General features: G+C 67.2%; 18 protein-coding genes. 8 read left to right on the top strand and 10 right to left on the bottom strand.

The window, feature by feature from the left end:
* Nucleotides 1–26: 26 nt before the first annotated feature.
* Entirely contained in the window at nt 27–917 is an 891-nt protein-coding gene (rsmI, locus tag NNX34_RS13375; protein WP_255767006.1) for a 16S rRNA (cytidine(1402)-2'-O)-methyltransferase, read from the bottom strand.
* Nucleotides 918–1,131: 214 nt separating this feature from the next.
* Between rsmI and NNX34_RS13370 the strand changes: the two genes are divergently transcribed.
* Together NNX34_RS13370 and NNX34_RS13365 are read left to right on the top strand one after the other, a co-directional pair.
* A complete protein-coding gene (locus NNX34_RS13370) occupies nt 1,132–2,619 on the top strand; it encodes a dolichyl-phosphate-mannose--protein mannosyltransferase (protein ID WP_255767263.1) in 1,488 nt (495 codons plus the stop codon).
* A 44-nt stretch (nt 2,620–2,663) separates the two neighbouring features.
* A complete protein-coding gene (locus tag NNX34_RS13365; protein WP_255767005.1) occupies nt 2,664–4,472 on the top strand; it encodes an AMP-dependent synthetase/ligase in 1,809 nt (602 codons plus the stop codon).
* A 70-nt stretch (nt 4,473–4,542) separates the two neighbouring features.
* Here NNX34_RS13365 and NNX34_RS16185 read toward each other — a convergent pair whose 3' ends face one another.
* Nucleotides 4,543–6,261 (bottom strand): TIGR01906 family membrane protein, encoded by a 1,719-nt coding sequence (locus NNX34_RS16185; RefSeq protein ID WP_370647275.1) that lies wholly within the window; start codon nt 6,259–6,261, stop codon nt 4,543–4,545.
* Between the two features lie 93 nt (nt 6,262–6,354).
* Nucleotides 6,355–7,347, bottom strand: coding sequence for a stage II sporulation protein M (locus NNX34_RS13355; RefSeq protein WP_255767004.1), 993 nt, complete (start codon nt 7,345–7,347; stop codon nt 6,355–6,357).
* A gap of 54 nt (nt 7,348–7,401) precedes the next feature.
* Here NNX34_RS13355 and NNX34_RS13350 point away from each other — a divergent pair, with 54 nt between their 5' ends.
* The gene (locus NNX34_RS13350; protein ID WP_255767003.1) at nt 7,402–8,202 is read left to right on the top strand and encodes an RDD family protein; all 801 of its coding nucleotides are present in this window, start codon (nt 7,402–7,404) and stop codon (nt 8,200–8,202) included.
* A 39-nt stretch (nt 8,203–8,241) separates the two neighbouring features.
* Here the strand turns inward: NNX34_RS13350 and ahcY are convergent, their stop codons facing one another.
* The 3 genes from ahcY to NNX34_RS13335 all read right to left on the bottom strand — a co-directional run bounded on the left by ahcY (nt 8,242) and on the right by NNX34_RS13335 (nt 10,417).
* On the bottom strand, nt 8,242–9,708 hold the full coding sequence (gene ahcY, locus NNX34_RS13345) for an adenosylhomocysteinase (RefSeq protein WP_255767002.1): 1,467 nt from the start codon (nt 9,706–9,708) through the stop codon (nt 8,242–8,244).
* Nucleotides 9,709–9,745: 37 nt separating this feature from the next.
* The gene (locus tag NNX34_RS13340; protein WP_255767001.1) at nt 9,746–9,931 is read right to left on the bottom strand and encodes a Trm112 family protein; all 186 of its coding nucleotides are present in this window, start codon (nt 9,929–9,931) and stop codon (nt 9,746–9,748) included.
* A 96-nt stretch (nt 9,932–10,027) separates the two neighbouring features.
* Nucleotides 10,028–10,417: a DUF3499 domain-containing protein gene (locus NNX34_RS13335; protein ID WP_255767000.1), complete on the bottom strand. Its 390-nt coding sequence runs from the start codon at nt 10,415–10,417 to the stop codon at nt 10,028–10,030.
* Nucleotides 10,418–10,558: 141 nt separating this feature from the next.
* Between NNX34_RS13335 and NNX34_RS13330 the strand changes: the two genes are divergently transcribed.
* A complete protein-coding gene (locus tag NNX34_RS13330) occupies nt 10,559–11,071 on the top strand; it encodes a metallopeptidase family protein (protein WP_255766999.1) in 513 nt (170 codons plus the stop codon).
* A gap of 19 nt (nt 11,072–11,090) precedes the next feature.
* Here NNX34_RS13330 and NNX34_RS13325 read toward each other — a convergent pair whose 3' ends face one another.
* The 3 genes from NNX34_RS13325 to NNX34_RS13315 are packed head-to-tail and all read right to left on the bottom strand — an operon-like array spanning nt 11,091 to nt 16,824.
* Nucleotides 11,091–12,803: a DUF5719 family protein gene (locus NNX34_RS13325; protein ID WP_255766997.1), complete on the bottom strand. Its 1,713-nt coding sequence runs from the start codon at nt 12,801–12,803 to the stop codon at nt 11,091–11,093.
* The gene (locus NNX34_RS13320) at nt 12,800–16,279 is read right to left on the bottom strand and encodes a glycosyltransferase family 2 protein (protein ID WP_255767262.1); all 3,480 of its coding nucleotides are present in this window, start codon (nt 16,277–16,279) and stop codon (nt 12,800–12,802) included. Before NNX34_RS13320 ends, NNX34_RS13325 begins: the two co-directional genes overlap by 4 nt.
* Entirely contained in the window at nt 16,279–16,824 is a 546-nt protein-coding gene (locus tag NNX34_RS13315; protein ID WP_255766996.1) for a WhiB family transcriptional regulator, read from the bottom strand. The genes NNX34_RS13320 and NNX34_RS13315 overlap by 1 nt, the downstream gene beginning before the upstream one ends.
* Nucleotides 16,825–17,159: 335 nt before the next feature.
* On the opposite strand from NNX34_RS13315, the gene NNX34_RS13310 reads away from it, so the two are divergent.
* Nucleotides 17,160–17,894, top strand: coding sequence for a TIGR03089 family protein (locus tag NNX34_RS13310; protein WP_255766995.1), 735 nt, complete (start codon nt 17,160–17,162; stop codon nt 17,892–17,894).
* Here NNX34_RS13310 and NNX34_RS13305 read toward each other — a convergent pair.
* Entirely contained in the window at nt 17,872–18,423 is a 552-nt protein-coding gene (locus NNX34_RS13305; protein WP_255766994.1) for a GtrA family protein, read from the bottom strand. The genes NNX34_RS13310 and NNX34_RS13305 overlap by 23 nt on opposite strands.
* Before the next feature lie 193 nt (nt 18,424–18,616).
* Between NNX34_RS13305 and NNX34_RS13300 the strand changes: the two genes are divergently transcribed.
* The 3 genes from NNX34_RS13300 to NNX34_RS13290 are packed head-to-tail and all read left to right on the top strand — an operon-like array spanning nt 18,617 to nt 21,963.
* On the top strand, nt 18,617–19,783 hold the full coding sequence (locus NNX34_RS13300) for a 5-(carboxyamino)imidazole ribonucleotide synthase (RefSeq protein WP_255766993.1): 1,167 nt from the start codon (nt 18,617–18,619) through the stop codon (nt 19,781–19,783).
* A gap of 3 nt (nt 19,784–19,786) precedes the next feature.
* On the top strand, nt 19,787–20,317 hold the full coding sequence (gene purE, locus NNX34_RS13295) for a 5-(carboxyamino)imidazole ribonucleotide mutase (RefSeq protein WP_255766992.1): 531 nt from the start codon (nt 19,787–19,789) through the stop codon (nt 20,315–20,317).
* Nucleotides 20,318–20,322: 5 nt separating this feature from the next.
* Complete coding sequence (locus NNX34_RS13290) at nt 20,323–21,963, top strand: LCP family protein (protein ID WP_255766991.1); 1,641 nt, start codon at nt 20,323–20,325, stop codon at nt 21,961–21,963.
* The last annotated feature ends 21 nt before the right edge of the window (nt 21,964–21,984 follow it).

The following is a 21,984-nucleotide window of genomic DNA, read 5'->3' as shown; positions in this document are numbered from 1 at the left end:
CCATCCCCAGGCATAGGTCGGAGCGCTTAGCTGCGCGCTTCCAGCACCGCCGAATACAGTTCGCGCTTGCTGATCCGGGCATCCTCGGCCACGGCGGCGACGGCGTCTTTAAGCCGGATGCCCTGCTCCACCAGGGAATTGACGGCGGCCACGTGGTCCGCCGCCTGTTCCGGGGCGGCGTCCGGTGCGCCTTCGACCACCACGGCGATTTCCCCGCGCACGTCCCCGGCCTCCGCCCATTCCAGCAGCTCGCGCAGGGGCCCGCGCAGCACCTGTTCATGCAGCTTGGTGAGCTCGCGGGCGACGGCGGCGCGGCGGTCCCCGCCAAAGGCGGCGTCCAGGGCACGCAGCATGGGTTCGAGGCGGTGCGGAGCCTCGAAGAACACCATGGTCCGCTGCTCGCCGGCCAGCTTCGCGAGCCGGCTGCTGCGTTCCCCGGGCTTCCGGGGAAGGAAGCCTTCGAAGCAGAAGCGGTCCGTCGGCAGGCCGGAAAGGGCCAGCGCGGTCAACACCGCTGAGGGTCCGGGGGCGGCGGTGACGGTCAGTCCGTCGGCGGCCGCAGCCTCCACCAGGCGGAAGCCCGGATCGGATACGGCGGGCATGCCGGCATCGGTCACCATCAGGAGGGTGGCGCCGCCGCGGACCATCTCCAGCAGATCGGCAGTGCGGGAAGCTTCGTTGTGCTCGTGGTAACTGATGATCCGGCCCCGCGTGGTGATGCCGAGGGCGCTTACCAGCCGGTGCAGGCGCCGGGTGTCCTCCGCGGCAATGATGTCGGCGCTTTCCAGCAATCCGATCAGCCGGTTGGTTGCATCACCCATGTTGCCGATGGGGGTTGCCGCCAGGACAATCTGCCCCGGCCCTGCGGCGTCGTTGTTCGCGGTGCCTGCCATGGTGCCTGTCCTGGTGCCTGTCATGCTGCCTGTTACCTTGCTCGAGTCCACCCTCTAACCCTACGCGACAGGCTATAGAGTGGTGCGCGTGAGTCTCTCCGGTACCTCGACGACGCACCGCGAGGCACCGGCCGCGGTCGAGTCCCCACAGCATGCGTTCACCTTCGATGCCCTGCGGAACCGCCTGCTGGGCAGCAGCCTGGTGCCGCTGGGGGCGGCCGGCTGGATCCTGCCGCTGATGATGGCGGTACTGGGCGGTGTGCTGCGCTTCACCCGCCTGGGTGAGCCCGGCGCCCTGGTGTTTGACGAGACCTACTACGTCAAGGACGCCTACTCGCTGCTGCAGTCCGGCTATGAACGTGCCTGGCCCGAGGATGCAAACGAGTCCTTTGCTGCGGGCCGGCCCCAGGTCCTGCTCGATGAGCCCGAATATGTGGTGCATCCGCCTGTCGGCAAATGGATGATCGCTTTCGGCATGGCACTTTTCGGATCGGATAATTCCTTCGGCTGGCGCTTCGGCGCCGCGCTTACCGGCGCCCTTACGGTCCTGCTCCTGGGGCTCATCGCCGCACGGTTGTTCTCCTCGGCGACTCTCGGCGCCCTGGCCGGGTTGTTCCTGGCCGTGGACGGGCACCATCTGGTCCATTCCCGCACCTCCCTGCTGGATGTCTTCCTGACGTTCTGGGTGGTGGCCGCGTTCGGCGCGCTCCTGTTGGACCGACGGGACGGCCGGCTGCGGCTGGCACATGCCCTCTCCCGAACGGCCGGCGCCGGCGCCCCGGACCGCGCAGACTCCGGCGGTGCACTGCTTTACGGGCCGTGGCTGCTCTGGCGCCCCTGGCGGATCGTCGCCGGCGTCTGCCTCGGCCTGGCTGTGGGCACCAAGTGGTCAGCCCTGGCCTTCGTTGCCGTCTTCGGCCTGATGACTGTCCTTTGGGATGTCAGTGCCCGGCGGGTTGCGGGCATCCGCCAGTGGGAAAGCGCGCTGTTCCGGGACGGCGTGCCGGCGTTCCTCACCATCATCCCGGCCGCGCTGATCACCTACGTGGCCAGCTGGAGCGGGTGGCTGTTGTCCGATGACGCGTACGACCGGCAGTGGGCCGAGGAGAACCCGGACGAAGGCTGGAGCTGGCTTCCTGCTGCGCTGCGTTCACTGGCCGAGTACCACCGCAGTGCCTATGCCTTCCACAACGGACTCAGTTCGGAGCACAGCTACTCCTCCAACGCCTGGACCTGGCTGTTCATGGGCCGCCCCACGTCGTTCTTCTACGAGTCCTCTGCGCAAGGAGAGGCCGGCTGCGCCGCGGAGAGCTGCTCCACTGCGGTCACCTCCGTCGGCAATCCCCTGATCTGGTGGGCTGCCGCCCTGTCGCTGCTGGTGGTGCTCTTCTATTGGGCCGGCCGGCGGGACTGGCGGGCCGGTGCGGTCCTGTCCGGAGTGGCGGCTGGATACCTTCCGTGGTTCGCCTATCCTGAACGGACAACTTTCTTCTTCTATGCGGTCTCCTTTGAACCATTCCTCGTCCTCGCATTGGTGTACGTGCTGGGCCTGATACTCGGCCGGCCCGCGGACAGTCCGCAGCGCCGGCGGATCGGCCTCCTGCTTACCGCCTGCTTCGTCGCGGGGGTCCTGGCGCTATCGGCATATTTCCTGCCGGTCTGGACGGCGGATACCATCCCGTATTCTGGCTGGCGGCTGCGTATGTGGATGCCCAGTTGGATTTAGTCTCATTACCCATGTGCTCAATGCACAGAAAGAGAGGGTCATAAGTGCGCGAGTCCGCCACTGACCTCCTGGTTAGCCTTCCCGAAGATTCGAATGTTACGGATCTCCTGCTCCAAATGCATCGAAAAGATCCCGCCCGCGTCCTGTACGCGGTCAAGAACGGCAGCAGCTGGGAAGACATCACCGCCGCGCAGTTCCTCGCAGAAGTTACCCGGCTGGCCAAAGGCCTGATCGGATCCGGTGTCCGTCCCGGAGACAGCGTTGCCGTCATGTCCCGGACCTCCTACGAGTGGACCGTGGCGGATATGGCCAACTGGTTCGCGGGAGCCGTGACCATCCCGATCTATGAAACCTCCTCCCCCTCCCAGGTCGAGTGGATCCTCAAGGATTCCGGTGCCCGGCACGTGTTCGTGGAGGACGCGCGCAAGGCCGACGTCGTGCTGGCCGCCGCTTCCGCCCTTGACGGAGAGTTCTCCATCTGGCTGATGAACAACGGCGACGGCGCCGACACGTTCACCGGCCTCACCGCCGCGGGAAACAGTGTCAGCGACGACACGCTGGAAACCGCCCGCAGTACCGCGAACCTCAGCGACACCGCGTCGATGGTCTACACCTCCGGCACCACCGGCCGGCCCAAGGGCTGCGAAATCACGCACGGCAATTTCGCCCTCTTCGGCGTCAACGTCATTGAAGTCCTGCCGGAAATGCTGAAGATCCCCAACCCGACCACGCTGATGTTCCTGCCGCTGGCGCATGTGCTGGCCCGGGCGGTCCAGGTGGGCTGCCTGCACGCCGGCGTCAAGGTGGGCCATTCCCGCAGTGCGTCCGACCTGATGTCGGACCTCAAGTCCTTCTCCCCCACGTTCCTGCTGGCCGTGCCGCGGATCTTCGAAAAGATCTACACCGGCGCCCAGGCTTCGGCCGAAGCCGCCGGCAAGGGCAAGGCCTTCGAGGCTGCCGCCGCCACCGCCGTTGCCTACTCCGAGGCACAGGACTCGGCCGCCCGCGGCGGCCGCGGCCCGTCGGTGGCGCTGACCTTGAAGCACAAACTGTTTGATCGGCTCTTCTATCCCAAGGTGCGTGCGGTCCTTGGCGGAAATGCCGCATTCGCGATCTCCGGCGCCAGCGCGCTGAGCCCGATGCTCGCGCACTTCTTCCGCGGCTGCGGAGTCACGGTACTGGAGGGCTATGGCCTGACCGAAACCACCGCCCCGGCGAGCGTGAACCAGGCGACCCGCACGCGGGTGGGCTCGGTAGGCCTGCCCATGCCGGGCACCACCATCCGGATTGCCGACGACGGCGAGGTCCTGGTCCGCGGCGCCGTGGTCTTCAAGGGCTACCACCGCAACCCTGAAGCAACTGCGGACGCCTTCGAGGGCGAGTGGTTCAAGACCGGCGACGTGGGCGTTCTCGACGACGACGGTTTCCTGCGCATCACCGGCCGCAAGAAGGACCTGCTGGTCACTGCCGGCGGCAAGAACGTGGCTCCCGGCCCGCTGGAAGAAAAGATCCGGGAGAACCGGCTGGTCTCACAGGCCATCGTGGTGGGCGAAGGACGCCCGTTCGTTTCCGCCCTGATCACGCTGGACGAGGAGGCCCTCGCCGCCTGGAGCCGGGAGAACGGCGCCCCGGACGGTGTTGCTGCGGAGGATCCCCGGGTGCAGCAGCTGCTGCAGGAGTCAGTCGACGCCGCCAATGCAACGGTGTCCCGGGCCGAACAGATCCGCAAGTTCACCGTGCTGCCCAAGGATTTCACCTTGGAATCGGGCCATCTCACGGCCACGCTGAAGCTGCGCCGCAATGCGGTGATTGCGGATTACTCCGACGAGGTCGACAAGCTCTACGCCAAGTAGGCACACACACCGGCAGTAAAAATCCCCCGTACCGATACCGGTACGGGGGATTTTTATGCTGCGGGGCTGCCTAGAGTGCTTCGAGGGACTCTGCGTAACGGCGGCGGGCGTCTTCCCGGGCCTGCTGCACGCGTTCCCGGCGTGCCCGGGTGGGCCAGCAGCAGACCAGCACGACAACGCAGGTGAGCAGCACCAGCGCGGCAATGGTAATCCCGGCGTCCATCCAGAACTGGGCCGGGAAGAGCCGGATCAGCGTGTCATCCAGCCGGAAGGTCCAGTTCCCGTTCGAGAAGAAGACCGTGTGCAGCTGGGTGAAGAACTGTTCCCAGCCCAGAACGGCGAGGACGACCAGCGCCGCCACCAGGACCAACGTGATCACCGCACCGGAGAACAAGGACCGGCGGATGCCGCCCGGGCTGCGTCGGTGCAGATAAAGTGCGGCGAAGAGGCTCAGCACCGCCATCACCGTCGCAGCGATGAAGGCCACCGTCAGCACTGTCTTGACATCGGCCATGTGGCTGACTTCGCTGGCCAGGTACAGCGGTTCTCCGCCGTCTCCGACCAGGTCCCCCAGATACCGGGATCCGCTGAAGTTGAGCAGGTAGTCCACGGCGTAGGAACCGTAGGTCATCCGGTCATCGGTGGAGAAGCCGTAACTGTCTGCCGGGAAACCGGGCCGATGGTACTCAGCCCACAGGAACAGGGGCGTCGCGACGGCACGGATCGCCGCGGCCAGCACCATGACCGGGAAGAACACGGCAATCATGACCTGCAGGACACGGGCCAGGACGGGCTTACCCGCTGCAGCCTTCTCGCGTTCCTGTGCACGTCGCTGCGCTTCAGCCAGTGCCGCGTCGGCGTCGTCGGCGTGGTCTGCCCTGTCAGTGGCTGGCTCTGTCCCGCTCTCCGTCTCGGCAGAGTGGACGATAACCGGTGTGACGGCGGTGTTTGTAGACTCGGCAGCCACCGCCGCAGTGCCGTCCTGCACTTCGCCGTCGGCGTCGTCGGACGTTTCGGTTTCGCGCTCCGGCGTCGTTTCGGTTTCCCTTTCGGAGTCCCCGGATGCATCGGCTTCATGCCGGCCGGCGTCGTGCGCTCCGGAGGGCACGGCATGCGGCCGTTCCTCGCCTGCTTCCACTGCGCCCGAAGGCGTTTGGGCGGATGTTGCCGCCATGTCCTCATCCGTGCGGTCCCGGTCCCGGTCCTCGGGGCCGGCGTCCACGGCGTCGTCGGTGGAGGAATAACCGCTCAGGTCGGGGAGGGTGCTTGCCCGGCGCATGGGAAGCTGGCTGCGCTGGGCGACCTTCGGGTGGCCGCCCGGGACGGTTCCACCGGCGCCGGCAGTTGCTGCCGCATCCGGGTTTTCGGACGCGGCCGTGCCCTCAGCCGCTTCCCGGTTCCGGAGGGCCTCAGCGTCCTCCGCGTCTTCCGGCTCTTCCGTGTCCTCGAGGTCCTCCGGCGCTTCCGGGGTCAGCTCGGCGTCCGGTCCTGCGGCGTCCGGTCCTGCGACGTCCGGTTCGGCGGCGTCCGGTTCTGCGACGCCGGCGTCGCCTGCCTCATCTGCTGCAGCCTCCGCGTCGGCCTCGGCCTGCTCGGATGCGGTGAGGTTGTCGAACTCCGCGTCCCAGTCGGCGTGCTCACGGGTCCCGGCGGCTTCCGGGGCAGTAGCGGCGTGGGAGCCGGATCCGTTGGGGGCCTTCCCCTGCGGCGGCGCTGAAGCCTCGGTTCCGTTGAGCGGCTCCCCTCCGGCCGTCGATCGATGCGTGGGGGTTTCGTCCTGACTTGCCACTGCTTCCTCTTTCACTTCCCTGAACTGTTCTCCGCTGGTCTTACACTCGACCCTACCGGGACAGCACCGGGTGGACTGCACGCCACCCCGCGGCTAGGCAGTACGCAGATACGCTCCGGCGTCGCGCGCGGACAGGTCACCTCGGTGACCGGCCCGGTAGGCCCTCCCGCCGAGGATGAGCGTGTACGCCCAGTACGCCGCAAATACTCCGAACCCGATGGTCAGGCGCAGCCAGGCCGGCAGGGGGCTGGGTGTAACGAAGCCCTCAACCAGTCCGGAGATAAACAGGACCACTACCAGGCCAAGGGCAACCGTCATCAGTGAACGCCCCTCCTGCGCCACGGCGGTCATCCGGGAACGCCGCCCGGGTGCGGCGAAGGCCCAGAAAATCCGCAGCCCGGCGGCTGAGGCAATGAAAATGGCGGTCAGTTCCATGAACCCGTGCGGCAGGATATAGGTGAAAAACACGTCCAGCCGGCCGTGTGCTGCCATCATCCCCGCGGACAGGCCCACGCTAACGGCGTTCTGGTACAGGATCCAGGGCACCCACAGTCCGGTGATGCCGAACGCGACCGCTTGGACGGCGATCCAGGCATTGTTGGTCCAGACCATGCCGGAGAAAGACGCCGCCGGATTTTCGGAGTAGTAGTTGACGAAGTCCTCTTCGACATAGCGGCGGACCTCCTCGTCCGACCCTACTGCGGCCAGCACCCCCGGCGTATTGACGGCCCACAAACCGGTCAGCCAGGCCACCAGGACGAAGGCTGCACCTATCGCAACGGTCAGCCAGCGCACGCGGTAGAAGGCGGCTGGGAGGGACGAAACGAAGAAGTTCGCCAGGTCCTCCATGAAGTTGGACCGGCTGCCGGTGAACCGGGTCCGGGCGCGGGACAGGCGCATCGAGAGGGAGGCGGACAGTGTTCCTTCCGGGGCTACCGAGCGCACGATGGAAAGATGGGTGGAGGCACGCTGGTAGAGCCGAAGCAGTTCGTCCGCTTCCGGGCCGCTTAAGCGGCGGCGCGCAGCCAGCTCGTCGAGGCGTTTCCAGTCATCGCTGTGCACGGCAGTGAAGGCATCGAGGTCCACGGTTACACCCTAACGGGTCGGTACAGTGGTCCCCATCACTTCAGGAGGGCACGAATGAGCAGCATTGTTACCGGCGAAGCGGTGGTCCTTGAGCTCCGTCCTGCCGGCTTCGCGGCGCGGATGGTCAGCGCCCTCATCGACGTCATTGCCCAGGTCCTCGTGTTTATCGTCTTGATGCTGCTGGTCGCGCAGGCCGTCGCGTCGTCGGACCCGGCCCTGGCACAGGCACTGTCGCTGAGCCTTGTGGTGCTGCTGTTTGTGTTGGTCCCGGCGGCGGTGGAAACCCTGACGCGGGGAAAGTCGCTCGGCCGGCTGGTCATGGGGCTGCGGATTGTCCGCGACGACGGCGGTTCGGTGCGGTTCCGGCACGCCTTCATCCGGGCGTTCACCGCGGTACTGGAGATCTACATGCTCGCCGGTTCGCTGGCCTTCATGGTGGCGTTGTTCAATGACAAGTCCAAGCGCCTCGGCGATCTCCTGGCCGGCACCTACGCCCTGCGGGACCGGGTGGTGGCACCGTTGCCGGAGCTGGTGGCGGCTCCCCCGGAACTTGCCGGATGGGCGGACCTGGCCGATATCGGCCGCCTGCCCGACGGGTTGGCGCGCCGCATCTCCCGCTTCCTGGCCCAGAGCGGGCACATGACCGGAACGGCCAGAATGGTGCTCGCATCCGAACTTGCCTCGGAAACCACTGCGCATGTATCCCCGCAGCCGCCGCCGGGCACGCATCCGGAGGCCTACCTTCGGGCGGTCGTCGCCGAGCGCCGGAACCGCGATTACGTCCGGCTGGACCGCCAACGGCGGCAGTCCCGGGCCCTGGCCGAACGGCTGCACCGGATGCCGTTCAGCGACTGAGTCCGGGCCAATCCGTCGGCCCTTAACAAACCCCGGCAGTCAGTACCGGTAGTGCTCGGGCTTGAAGGGACCCGCCACGTCGACGCCCAGATAGTCCGCCTGGCTCTTGGTGAGTTCGGTCAGTTCGACGCCGAGGGCGGACAGGTGCAGGCGGGCCACCTTTTCGTCCAGGACCTTGGGCAGCACGTAGACCTGGTTGGCGTAGGTCCCGTCGCCGTGCCTGGTGAACAGCTCAATCTGCGCAATGGTCTGGTTCGCGAAGGAATTGCTCATCACAAAGGACGGATGCCCGGTGGCGTTGCCGAGGTTCAGCAGCCGCCCTTCGGAGAGCACAATGATGCTGCGCTGCGCGTCGGTGCCTTCATCGAACACCCATTCATGGACCTGCGGCTTGATCTCGACCTTGCGGATGCCGGGCACCCGGGCGAGTCCGGCCATGTCGATCTCGTTGTCGAAGTGCCCGACGTTGCCGACGATCGCCTGGTGTTTCATGGCGGCCATGTGCCAGGCCATGATGATGTCCTTGTTCCCGGTGGTGGTGATGAAAATATCGCCCTGCGCCAGCACGGATTCCAGCTTCGCCACCTGGTAGCCGTCCATCGCCGCCTGCAGCGCGCAGATCGGGTCGATTTCCGTGACGATCACCCGGGCGCCCTGCCCGCGGAGTGCCTCCGCGGCGCCCTTGCCGACGTCGCCGTAGCCGCAGACCACGGCAACCTTGCCGCCGATAAGCGTGTCAGTGGCACGGTTCAATCCGTCCGGAAGGGAATGCCGGATGCCGTATTTGTTATCGAACTTGGACTTGGTGACGGAGTCGTTGACGTTGATGGCCGGGAACAGCAGCCTCCCCTCGGCCGCGAGCTGGTAGAGGCGCAGCACACCGGTGGTGGTTTCCTCCGTGACGCCCCGGATGCCCTTGGCGATTTCGGTCCACTTCCCCGGATGCTCCGCCAGGCTGCGCCGCAGACGGTCGAGGATCACGGTGAACTCGTAGGAGTAGTCCTCGTCGCCGTCCTGCGGGTTTTCCGGTACGAACCCCGCCGCTTCGAACTCCACGCCCTTGTGCAGCAGGAGGGTGGCGTCGCCGCCGTCGTCGAGGATCATGTTCGGGCCACCGGATCCTTCGGGCCAGCTAAGGATCTGCTCGGCGGTCCACCAGTAATCCTCGAGCGACTCGTTCTTCCACGCGAAGACGGGAACGCCTGCGGGTTCGGCGGCCGTTCCCCCGCCTACCACCACGGCAGCAGCGGCTTCGTCCTGCGTGGAAAAGATATTGCAGGACGCCCAGCGGACTTCAGCGCCCAAGGCCGTCAGCGTCTCGATCAGCACGGCGGTCTGCACCGTCATGTGCAGGGACCCGGCGATTCGGGCCCCGGCCAGCGGCTGGCTTGGACCGTACTCGCGCCGCAGCGCCATCAAGCCTGGCATCTCGTGTTCGGCCAGGCGGATCTGGTGGCGTCCGGCTTCGGCGAGGGAAAGGTCAGCTACTTTGAAGTCAATGCTCACGCTGGAATCCTTACGGGTTCGCGGCGGGTCCGGGCGGTTAGCCCTCCTGCCGAGTGGCGGCGGCCTTCAGCAGAACCGGAATGCCTTCTTCCACGCGGTACCGCACCCGTTCGCCGCTTGCGTCGGGAACGGTCGAAACGAGTTCGTCACCGTCCTGGACGAGGACGGATCCGGTGGCAGGGCAACGCAGGACGTCGAGGAGTCCGGCTGTCAGATTGGCCATTGATACAGCACTTCCTTGAAATCGGGTGCCGCGGTGGGCGGCGCATCACAGCCAAGCCTAGCGCTTGGAAGCCAGCTACCCGGCGAAGGGCGGTGCCTAGTTCTGCTCGCGCAGCACCTTCAGGTGCGCCCGGCGGGTCCCGGGGGTCTCGGCGGGTGGCTCCAGGGCATGCTTTCCGCTGCGCTGCGACTCCGTGGCATCCTCTTCCGTTGCCTTCGCTGCCTGTTCGCGTACGGCGTCCACCAAAGCGGAGAGTTCGTCACTGGTCGGAGTCCGGGGCTGGCCCTCCAGGTTCAGGCGGACAAGTTCCCATCCCAGCGGGGCGGTAAGCCGGGCGGAGTGGCCGGCACACAGATCGTAACAATGCGGCTCGGCGTACGTGGCCAGCGGGCCAAGCACTGCAGTGGAATCGGCGTATACGTAGGTCAGCGTAGCTACCGCCGGCTGGCGGCAGGCTGACCGGGAGCACTGGCGTAAGGATTCCACGGAGGATCACTTTACCCGCTCCCTGCGCGGTGCCGGTGCAGGCGCGCCGGAACCGCGGTCCCCGGGCACGGCTGCAACGCAAGACGAGTGCACAAAAGATAAGGGGTCCCCGGGGCTGGGACCAGCGGTTAGAGTTCTTACATGTCCATGGGATCTTCATTCCGGGTGCGTCTCGAAGATGAGTCAAGTGCCGCAGCCGCTTCCTCCCCCGGTGCGCCCGCCCGGTCCTTCCGGCAACGGCGGCGCAACCGGCACGGGCGCGGCCTGCGGGGAGACGTGATCCCGCCGCATCTGGCCGGTGCCCGCACGCGCGCGGAACGTTTCGACGAGTGGGTACTCGAATCAGCGCAGCGGCTGGAACGGCTCTGGGGCGAACAGATCCAGACCTACCAGTTCGTGGTCGAGGAGATCCCTCCAGGACTTGAGGAGCTGGCGCGCTCCGGCGGACCCATTCCGCTGGGCGCCGGGACCGCCTCCGCACCAAACCGGCCGCCGGTCATCACCATCTACCGGCACGCCGTCGAAACCGCTGCCCGCTCCCTGGTGCCCGTCAGCGAACTGGTGCATGACGTCATCGTGGAGCAGCTGGCGATACTGATGGGAATGGACCCCGAAACCGTTGATCCTGCCTACGGCCGGTTCCGTCCCCTGTAACCTCCCCTGCAACCGAGGGCTAGTACCCCACACCCACCTGGACGCGGCTGCCGCCTACAGTGCCCCGGGGCAGGGGCACCACGCTGATCCCGGTATCTCCCCCGGTCACTATCTGTGCCCCGTAAACCGGGGCTCCGGTGGCACTGACCAGGACTGCGGCGGCGGGTCCACCGAGATCGGCCGGGTTGACCACGGTAGTAGAGGCTGCCTTGAGCTGCACCGTCTTTTCGGCCAGCAGGACACCGTCGGCGGTGACAGCAGCGAGGCGCACTTCGGAAGCGCCTTCCGGTGCCGTGAAGGAGAGAGCGGAGTCCCCTGAGGCCAGCACCGCCAGGTGCTCGCTGCCCAGGCGTTCGCCGGCGGGGGCAACGGCAATATCGGTCCCCTTCTCGGCATCGGAACCCCGGCTGAAGACGGCTGAAGCGGCCACGGCGACGTCGGACGTAATATCCAGCGTGTAGGTGCCCTCGGGCAGCGTATCCAGCGGAAGGCGCGTCACTGTGCCTGCCGCAGCGTTGTAGCTTCCGCCGCCCGCCAGGACGGCTTCGCCGCCGCTGCCGAAGACGCGGACATTCACGACGGCGTCGCTGCCGCCCGGAACCGCTACCTGCAGTGACGGCGTCACCGATGCATAGCCCTCTTCCTTGGCCAAGTTGCGGGTAGCCTCCGGGTTCTGGATGCGCACGCCGCTGACCACCTGCGCCGGACCGGGTGCCGCCGTGGGCTGGATCAGCTCCACGCCGCCGGGGGTCAGGCCCCGCAGCAGGTTCTGCGAGATGACCGCTGAAACCGGTCCGCCCGAACTCCGCACCCGCACGGCCAGGGACTCCTGGTTGGCGGCCAGGCCGGCAAGGACCACTGACTTGGTTTCGCCCGGGGCTACGGCGATGCCCCGGGTACCCGGCCCTTCCACCGGACCGGCAGTGCCGTAAAGCTCCAAATCGACATCGGCCGGGGTCAGGGACGGGTTGGTCAGCTGCAGCACCGCGGTGGCACCGACGTTCGTCCGTGCTCCCACCAGCCAAAGGTCGTTGGCGGGCGCCTGGCAGGTGGCCGCCGTGAGTCCGGCCAGATCGCCGTCTGCGGCGGTATAGGTCATGGTGGCTCCGGCCGTGACCTGCTGGGCATCGGCTGGCTCGGCGCTCAAAAGCGCCGCCGCAGAGACCGGCGTCTCGCGGACGACGCCGGCGGTCCGCTCTCCAGCGAGCGGTGCTTCCGTGCCGCCGCCGATGCCTTGGAGGACCGAACCGTCCGAGACTGACGACAGTTCGGCAGCCGGCAGCGGGTTGCCCGCATCAGCCAGGAGAACCGCGCTCACTACGGACTTGGCGGAGGTGGACTCCGCACTGAACTCGGCATCCGTACCGGCCGTGTTGCCGGCGAGCAGCCGCGGCGGCTGCGGGCACACACCGGTCAGGGGCCCGGCGGGGACTTCGGCATAGGGAACATCGACGGCGCCGCCTGCGGAACCGGTTCCAACAAGCGACGTCCCCGCCACCAGCGCACCGGAAGCAGTCAGGAGCAGGATCCCCGTCGTCCAGCGTCCGGCGGTCCTGGCGCCGCCGGAACCGGCCCTGCGGGCAGTGGCTCCGTCGGCCTTGGAGCCGGCCGGCGCGGACGCCGGAGGCGTTGATGAAGCCGCCTCGGGCGCCTCCCGGCGCAGCTCAGCCTCGTCCTCCGTAGAAGGAAGTTCCTGCTCCCCCGGCTTGTTGCCGGACTTGTCCCTGCTCATTGCTGGCTTCCTTCCGGGGTCCGGTCAACCCGGTGCGGGCCTGCGCCGAGGGGCACGGGCGATTCCTCTTTTGCGGCCGTCTGTGCCGAGCCGGGTGCCGGTCCGGCCGCGGGCTGCGGCTCGTTTGCCGCCGTTGGCGTCTCGGGTAATTCCCGTTTGCCGGGAAGGCGGACAGTCTGGCCGGTGGGCGTGGGAAGCGCCAGCAGCAAGGTCAGGCCGATCACCAGGATCTGCAGCGCCTCAAGCCACGGCGAGGCTGCGCTGACGTAGTCCACGCGGAGCTCTCCACCCTCGGCAGGCAGTTCAAAGGCCTGCTCCCACTGAAGATCCGCTGCGGTCAGCGGGCTGCCGTTCAGGCTGGCCTGCCATCCGGCGTCGGCACGTTCGGCGAGGACGAGCAGCCGGCCTTCCGTGCCGGCCGGGATGGAGGTGCGGATTTCTTCGGTCTGGGACGGCACCCCTGCCGCGGTGCTGCCGTCCGCATTGACGATGCGTGCCCTGGCACCAAGCCCGGACTGCGTTTCCGTACCGGCTGCGCTGAGGGGTTCGCTCACCCGCCAAAGCCACCCGGAGCCGGTTTGTCCCACCGCGGACAAGCCGGGTACGGAGTCCATCCGCCCGGCGAGCAACTCGGCGGCCGTATCGGACTCCTGCAGCACCACGAAGGCGACGCCGAGACGGGCGAGGTCTGCCCGCGGGTCAACTCCGCTGCCCGCAGTGATCGCGGCCACCGCCCGACGCAGGTCGGCAGTCGCCGGATCGTCGTCCGCCAGCGTTTCGCTGCCGACGCCGCCATTTACCCCGCGGGCAGCGTAAATGGTCGAAAGCTGCTCGAGGGTTGTCCCGCCGCCCCGCATGAGCGCAGCTGAGACATTGCCCTCCGCGTCGGCATGAAGGACGAGGCTGCGTGACTGGGTGGTGTCATGGCCGGCATCGGCTGCCGTGGCGGGCAGGCTGCGGGCTTCCGCACCCTGGACCTCCAGGTTGGTTCCCGGCAGGATCGCTGCGGCGGCCACGTCCGGGCTCTGCGTTCCGGGGAAACCGCTGCCGGTGAACTGCGGGATGACCCAGAGGCCAAGGCTGGCGGCCGGACCGGCCGCCAGTACTGTTCCAAGAACCGCGGCCAGGATGCGGTTGCTGCGCGCAACCGTACGGCGCCGTGCACCGGACAGGAGATCGCCGGCAAAGACCAGCGCCGGGCAGAGAAGCAACAACGTGCAGGCGGAGACGAGCGGGCCGGTGAACGCCGTCACCACGGCATCCGGCGCGGCAGCGGTTCCCAGGTACGATGCTGCGGCGTTGAGTGCCAGGGCCGTCAGGACCAGCAGCCAGCTCAACTTCGCCAGCGGCGCGGACCGGGAACGGAAAAGGGCAAGGGCCGCCAGGAACACAACCGGAGCGCCGACCACCAGGGCCAGGACCAGGTTCCAGGGACCGGCCGGAAGCAGGCCCGCCAAGGTGCCGTTGATGTCGAAGGCCAGTGGATAGCCGAGCAGTTGCTGCCAGGCCTCGGAGCGGGTGAAGGCAAGCGGCAGGCCTGGATCCGCCAGCACGGCGCGAAGGTTGGGCACCGCCGAGAGGACCTGCGGGAGCAGGAGGACGGCGCCGGGCAGCAGGGACCACCACAGGGTCCTTGCTCGGCGCCGCAGCCCCAGCGTCAGGAGGAGGACGGCGGCGGCAGCCAGCACGAACACCAGCGGCGCGGCAGCAGTGACGGCGGCCAGCAGAAGGCCTGCGGTAGCGGCTGCGGTCCAGGATGCGGCTCCGGCGGGTACCGGCGTGCCGGCGGCCGCGGTCCCAGCGGCTGCGCTCCCGGCGCCTGCGGTCCCGGGTGCTGCACCCGAGCCAACGGCGCGGGCAACCGCCAGCACCGTCAGGGGAAGCAGCAGATGGACAACCAGGGCGCCGAGCCGGCCGCTCCCCAGGGCCACTTGGAACGCGGGAACCGCTGCCCAGAACATGGCAGCCCAGAAGCGCAGCCCGCGATGGCTGGTAAAGGCTCCGGCGGCGAACCAGGCGCTCAGCCCGGCCAGCGGGAGCGCCAGCAGCAGCAGGATCAGCAGGGCGGCATTGCCGTTGCCGAATCCGGCGATCGCCAGCAGTGTGAGGACAAAGTTGAAGGGGTCGCCATGGGCCGGGGCTCCGGAGCCCACCTGCGCCCACCAACCGGTAGCGGCGGCCCAGATTTCACCCACACCCGGACCCAGGGGCACCAGCGCACCGCCGGCCGCGGCCGAGGCGCCGAAGAGCCGGTGCAGCCCGGCCAGGGACAACCCTGCCAGCAACAGCACAGCAGCCAGGGCGCCAAGCCCCACCCAGGTGCGCCCGGGACCTTCCAAGGCGGCGAAATCGTTATTGGTGTCCCCGCTGGGGACGTATTCCGCGCTGCCCGTTTCGGCAGTTTCCGGCGAATCAGCCCGGTACATTGTCCGCCGGTGCTCCCGGACCTCCCTGCTGCCGCTGCGCAGTGCGTTAACCGCGTTACGCGGGCGCCGCCGGGTCACCGCTGCCCGCCGTCGGGAGCGGTACAGATCGACCGGGCGCAGGACAGCCGCGGCGCTGGTGAGCAGCGAGGACACCGCATATCCCGGGTCCTTGGCCACCATGCCGAGGAAGAAGCGGCCAATGCCGCCCAGGACCGCACCTACTGCAAGGAACGGCACCTGCCACAAGGGTGCGTGCTTGAGCCGGAGGAAGATCTCCGCCCGCCGGGCAGCGGATGCGGAGGCCGCGGGGTTGGGACGGTTTCCCGCATGGCGCATCCGTGCGGAAGGCACCACCACCACCCGGTTTCCGGCCAGCCGGTTCCGCCAACAGAGGTCAATGTCATCTCCGCTGCCGGGCAATGCAGGGTCGAATCCCCCCAACAGGTCCCAGGCGTCGCGGCGGATCAGCATGCCGGCGGAGTTCACGGCAAAGATATCGCTGCGGGAGTCGTACTGCCCCTGGTCGAGCTCATCGGCGTCGATAAGCGTGAGCCTTTCGGCCCACCGGTTGATGCTGACACCCACGTCCACCAGGCGTCGGTCGTTATCCCATTCCACCTGCTTCGCACCGGCAATGGTTACGGAAGGAGCGCGCTCAACTGCTAGAAGCAGTTCCTGCAGTGCCCCTGGATCCGGAGCCGAGTCGTCATGCAGCAGCCAGATCCATTCCTGCACGCTGCCGGCGGCGTCCTCGGTGCCGCTGCCGGAAGCGGAACCGCTGCCGGTGACGCGCAGGTTGTCCGGGAGTTCGGCCAGGCCCGCCTTCACCGCGGCTCCGAAGCCGCTCCGCGCCGGAACTCCGATGACCGGGCTGCCGACCGGGAGTCCCAGCTGCAGCAATGACGCGCTGGCGTCCGTGGAACCGGCGTCAACGCCGATGTAGAAGTCCGCGGGCCGGGTTTGAGCCGTCAGCGCGGAGAGTGTATCGGGTAGATAAGAGGCGCCGTTATGGGCTACAACAACAGCGCAGACATGGACTTGCGAATGAATTAGACTGCCTGCTTCCGAAGCCGACGACGTTCGCGCTCGGACAGGCCGCCCCAGATTCCGAACCTCTCGTCATTGGCCAGTGCATATTCGAGGCATTGCGAACGCACGTTGCAGGCGGCGCAGACCTTTTTGGCGTCCCTCGTCGAGCCGCCCTTTTCCGGAAAGAACGCCTCGGGATCGGTCTGTGCGCAGAGGGCATCCGCCTGCCAACCCAACTCGCCTTCGTCGGCGTAGTCCTGGCCCAGGCCGGGCAATCCGATCCAGACGGGCCGGCTATCGGACTCCGGCGGAGCCTGGAACAACGTAACGGGCGGGTCCAGGACGAGCTCCTCGTCGGCAGGAGCATCCGCGAGTGCCTCATGCGCCGCGAGGAAGGCAGTGGCCTGGTCCTCGAGGGTGCCGGCGGTTTCCCTGCGGTAGCGCTCGGCAGCAGCCGGATCTGCAGGATCCACGTACCAGTCGACGGGGACACCCCTTGAGCCGTAGCTGGCCGAAGCCTGCCCGGCAATGACCGTGTTGTCCTGCGTTTCTTCTGCTTGCCCCATGGAGTCCTCCCGGTGTTGCTGCTCCAGCGGCGGCTGTGTGGTCGACCCGGCGGGGCCTGGGCCCTGCGGGTCCTCCCATGTGGCTGGAACAAATCCGATACCTAATTACACGCGTGTAATACGGCTCCGTCAAGCTGTTCAGGCATCCTATAGAGTTCAATCAGCGGATGCCGGGAACGCCACGCCCGGGATTTCGCACATAAGCCCGGCGCGCCGCGCTTTTCCCGGTCGGGGAACCGCGAATAGCGCGTTCCATGTTTATTACGCGTCGCCATTCGCCGTACGCCGATGCCCGCCGTGCCGCCTAGCTGGAACCAACGAAAGAGGCCCTCTCCATGACCATGTCCGCAGCAAGCACCCTACTGTCAGGGCTGCGCACGAGCCAGGCTACCTCCCCCGCCCTGATCTGGTACGGCCCCGCCGGGGAACGGATCGAGCTTTCCGGGAAGGTGCTGGACAACTGGGTGGCCAAGACCTCGAACTTCCTGGTCGATGAACTGGACGCCGAGCCCGGCCGGCTCGTCCGCCTGGACCTGCCCATCCACTGGAAAACCCTGGTCTGGGCCCTGGCTGCCTGGCAGACCGGCTGCACCGTGATCCTCGGTTCCCCGGCCGAAGGAGGACCCGTCGACATTACGGTCACCGACGCTGCGGACAGCGGCACCGAGGGGACCGTCGTCGCCGTCGCGCTGGGGGCACTGGAGCTGGCGTTCCCGTCGGAGCTGCCGGCCGGCGTCGTCGACTACGCGGCGGAGGTGCGCTCCTACGCCGACACCTTCATGGAGGGCCCCCGGCCCGACGACGGACAACCGGCCCTTGAGGTCGGAAGCCCTACCGCCGCCCGCGAATTGAAGGGAACAGTGTCTTACGGATCGCTCGGGACCCTGTTCAGCGCATCGGACGGCTCCGCCGAAGTACTGCTCGCTTCGGCTCCGGACCTGCCGCTCGTACTGGAGGCGGCTGTAGCCACGTGGGCCTCGGGCGGCGCCGTCGTGCTTACGGCGGCCGGCGTTGAACCGGACGAACGGGTATTGGCCTCTGAGAAGGTTACGAAGCGCTTGGAGGCTTAGCGGCGCCGTACCGGTTGGCCTTGCCGGGCGGGACTATGGACTCGTCGATCAGTTCATAGTCCTGCTCGAAGCCGGGCTCCTGGTCCAGTTCAACATTGAAGACCCAGAACCGGTACGCAAAGAACCGAAGGACGGTGGCGACGGCGATGCCCAGCACGCCGGCCAGGAACAGCATGTTCTTGTCCTCGATACCCATCGGGTAGCGGGCCACCCAGGTGAAACCTGTGGAAATGACAATGCCCACGCCGTTGATCAGAACGAACAGTCCCAGTTCACGGCCCACGTTGTCCACCCTGCGGCGGCGGCGGAACGTCCAGTAGCGGTTGGCAACCCAGGAGACCATGGTGGCGACGACGGCGCCCACGAAACGTGCCTTGACCTCGCTGCCGGACATCGGTCCGTGCATCAGGTAGAGGGTAAGGCCGTTGTCCACAACGAAGGCCACGGCACCTACCGTGCCGAATTTGGCAACCTCGCGCCAAAAAAGGGAAACCAGGCCCCGAAGCCGATCTGACAGCGATGTATTCATGACCCTCCGAGGCCGATCGACGGCAGCACCCCCAAAGACTCATTCAAGAATCGACGGCTGCCAGTTCCCGACGCGCGGACGCGCGGCGGTCAACAGCCGATATTACCGCGCCTTTATGGGAGTCTGCTTAGTGTCGGGGAGGACAACGGTGCCGCGAGGCGGGAATAACAGCCCCTTTCGGTACGCTTAAGCCGTGGATTTCCCAATTATCGGCGTGATAGGCGGCGGCCAGCTCGCCCGGATGATGGCCCCGGCGGCCACAGCCCTCGGATTTGAGCTGCGCGTGCTCGCCGAGGGCCCCGACGTATCTGCTGTGGCGGCAGTGGCCAATGCCACAGTGGGTGATTACCGGAATCTGCAGGATTTAGCGGATTTTGCCGCCCAGGTGGACGTTGTCACGTTTGACCACGAGCATGTGCCCGCTGAACATCTGCGGGCCCTCGTGGAGAAGGGCATCAATGTCCAGCCCGGTCCCGCAGCACTGATCCATGCCCAGGACAAACTGGTCATGCGTGCCGCCGTGGAGCGCCTCGGACTGCCCAATCCCCGCTGGGCCGCGGTTTCCACGCCCGGGGAGCTGGTCTCGTTCGGCAACTCCGCCGGCTGGCCGGTGGTCCTGAAGACACCGCGGGGCGGCTACGACGGCAAGGGCGTACGCATAGTTGACGACGCCGCCGCTGCCGCGGACTGTGCCGATTGGTTCGGCTCCGAACCCCTGCTGGTCGAGGAAAAAGTACCGTTCAACCGGGAATTGTCCGCCCTCGTGGCCCGCACTCCCAGCGGTGAAAGCAGTGCCTGGCCGGTTGTCGAATCCATCCAGGTCCACGGCGTCTGCGACGAGGTCATCGCCCCGGCACCACAGCTGGATCCGGCCGTCGCGGACGCTGCCGCATCAGCGGCCCTGCGACTGGCGGACGAACTGGGCGTCACCGGCGTCATGGCTGTCGAGCTCTTCGAGACCCCCGGCCGCGGCCCCGGCTTCCTGATCAACGAACTGGCCATGCGACCGCACAACTCCGGGCACTGGACCATGGACGGCTCCGTCACCGGCCAGTTCGAGCAGCATCTGCGCGCAGTCCTCGACCTCCCGCTGGGCGCCACCTTCCTGCGGGGCGGGACAGCCGTGATGAAGAACTTCCTCGGCGGCGACAACTCCGACCTTTTTGCCGCCTATCCCCTGGCACTGGGCGCCGAACCCGCCGTCAAGGTCCATACCTACGGCAAATCCGTCCGGCCGGGACGTAAGATCGGCCACGTTAATGCCGTCGGTTCCGCCGACGACCTCCCCGCCCTCCGCCGCAGTGCCGGCCGGGCAGCAGCCATCATCCGTGACGGCCGCGACCCCCTGAAGGAGAACTGAAGCATGCCCCACCGTGCTGCCACGCCGCTGGTAGGCCTCGTCATGGGTTCGGACTCCGATTGGCCGGTCATGGACGCAGCCGCTGCCGCCCTTGCCGAATTCGGCATCCCCTATGAAGCCGACGTCGTTTCGGCCCACCGGATGCCGGCCGACATGCTGGAATACGGGCAGGACGCCCACCGACGCGGGCTACGCGTCATCATTGCCGGAGCAGGCGGCGCCGCCCACCTCCCCGGCATGCTCGCCGCGGTTACCCCGCTTCCGGTCATCGGAGTCCCCGTGCCGCTGAAATACCTGGACGGCATGGACTCCCTGCTCTCAATCGTCCAGATGCCCGCCGGAGTACCGGTGGCCACGGTTTCGATCGGCGGTGCCCGGAACGCCGGGCTGCTGGCTGTCCGGATACTCGCAGCGGGTACGGACCCCCTCGCTGCCAGCCTCCAGCAACAGCTCATCGAGTTTGCGGGCGGGCTGCGCCAGTCCGCCATGGCCAAAGGCGCAGCACTGCGCACATCCCTGCCCGGAACGGACTAGCAGCAATGAACCAGCAACGTTCCGAGCCCGCGGGCGGCTCCTTCACCGATCCCGTGCGGTATCCCCAGACCGCGGCCCCCGCGGTGCGCACCAAGCGTGCCTTCATCCTCCTGCTGCTGACCCTGGTGCTTCCCGGGTCCGCGCAGGTGGTAGCCGGGGACCGGCGCCTCGGCCGGCGTGCCCTGAAAGTCACCTTCGCAGTCTGGGCGGTGGCTGTGGCGGCCATCATCCTGGCCGTCACCAACCGTGCACTGCTGATCAACATCCTGGCCAACGGCTGGGCCTCGTTCGGAATCATGATCGTCCTGGCCGCTCTGGCCGTGGCCTGGGGACTGTTGTTCCTGAACACCCTGCGCATCATCCGCCCTCCGCTGCTGCAGCGCCGGGTACGGCCGCTCGTTGCCGCCTGCCTGGTCCTGCTGATGGTGGGAACCAGCGGCAGCCTCGCCTACGGCGCCTACCTGATGAACGTCAGCCGGCAGACTTTCGGCTCCATCTTTTCCTCGGGCCCGTCCCTTGATCCGGTGGACGGGAGGTACAACTTCCTGCTGATGGGCGGAGACGCCGGCGAGGACCGCACCGGCCTGCGTCCCGACAGCATCTCGATGATCAGCGTGGATGCGAAAACGGGCCAGCCCGTGACTTTCAGCATTCCCCGTAACTTCCAGAACGCCCAGTTCCCCACGGATTCCCCGCTGCACGATGTGTACCCCGACGGTTACAACTGCGGCGACGAGTGCATCATCAACAGCCTTTACCAGACGGTGACGGAGAATTACGCGGATCTCTACCCCGGGTCAGCTGATCCCGGCGCCGAAGCCATGATGGAGGCCGTCAGCGGCAGCCTGGGGCTTGAGGTGCAGGCCTACGTCATTGTGGACATGGGCGGTTTCGAACAGCTGGTCGACGCCATGGGCGGCGTCACCGTCAATTCCGGCGGCTGGGTGCCTATCACTGCCGGCGAGATTCCCGGCACCAACCGGCACTATCCCCCGGACGGCTGGATTCCGCCGGGCACCCAGACCCTGGACGGCTACCATGCCCTTTGGTACGCCCGCTCGCGCGAATTCGTGACTGACTACCACCGGATCGCCCGGCAGCAGTGTGTCCAGCAGGCCATGGTGGCGCAGATGGACCCGGCTACGCTCCTGACCCGCTTCCAGGCCATTGCCACCGCCGGTGAAGAGATCGTGAAGACGGACCTCCCCCAGGACCAGCTGGGCAGTTTCGTGGACCTGGCGTTGAAGGCCAAGGGCCAGCCCATGGAGCGGATGACCATCGGCCCGCCGGACTTCGGCACGGCGGCGGACAACTTTGTGACCTATCCGGACTTCAACCTGATCCATTCCCGGGTGCAGGACTTCCTGGCCGGTTTGGAAGCCGCACCGGCCGAGCCGGCTCCGGCCCCTGCTCCGGCGGAAGAAGCCGCACCGGCTCCGGAGGAAGCTGCTCCAGAGGAAGCCGCACCGGCGCCGAAATCAGACACCGGCGCCGACGGTGAGGCAGCCGACGGAACTCCCATCACCGAGGTGCCGCAGGAGGAAACGGAAATAACGGTGGAGTATCTTCAGTACCTCGCGGAAATCGGCGATGACGCCACCCTCGGATCGCTCCTGAACAACAACGGCGAGTGCAGCGTGGGATAGTCCTCCCCTTCCCGACCCGAC

This window comes from Arthrobacter sp. zg-Y1116, from assembly GCF_024385485.1.
Lineage (GTDB): Bacteria > Actinomycetota > Actinomycetes > Actinomycetales > Micrococcaceae > Arthrobacter_B.
This window is presented reverse-complemented; position numbering and strand designations above follow the sequence as displayed.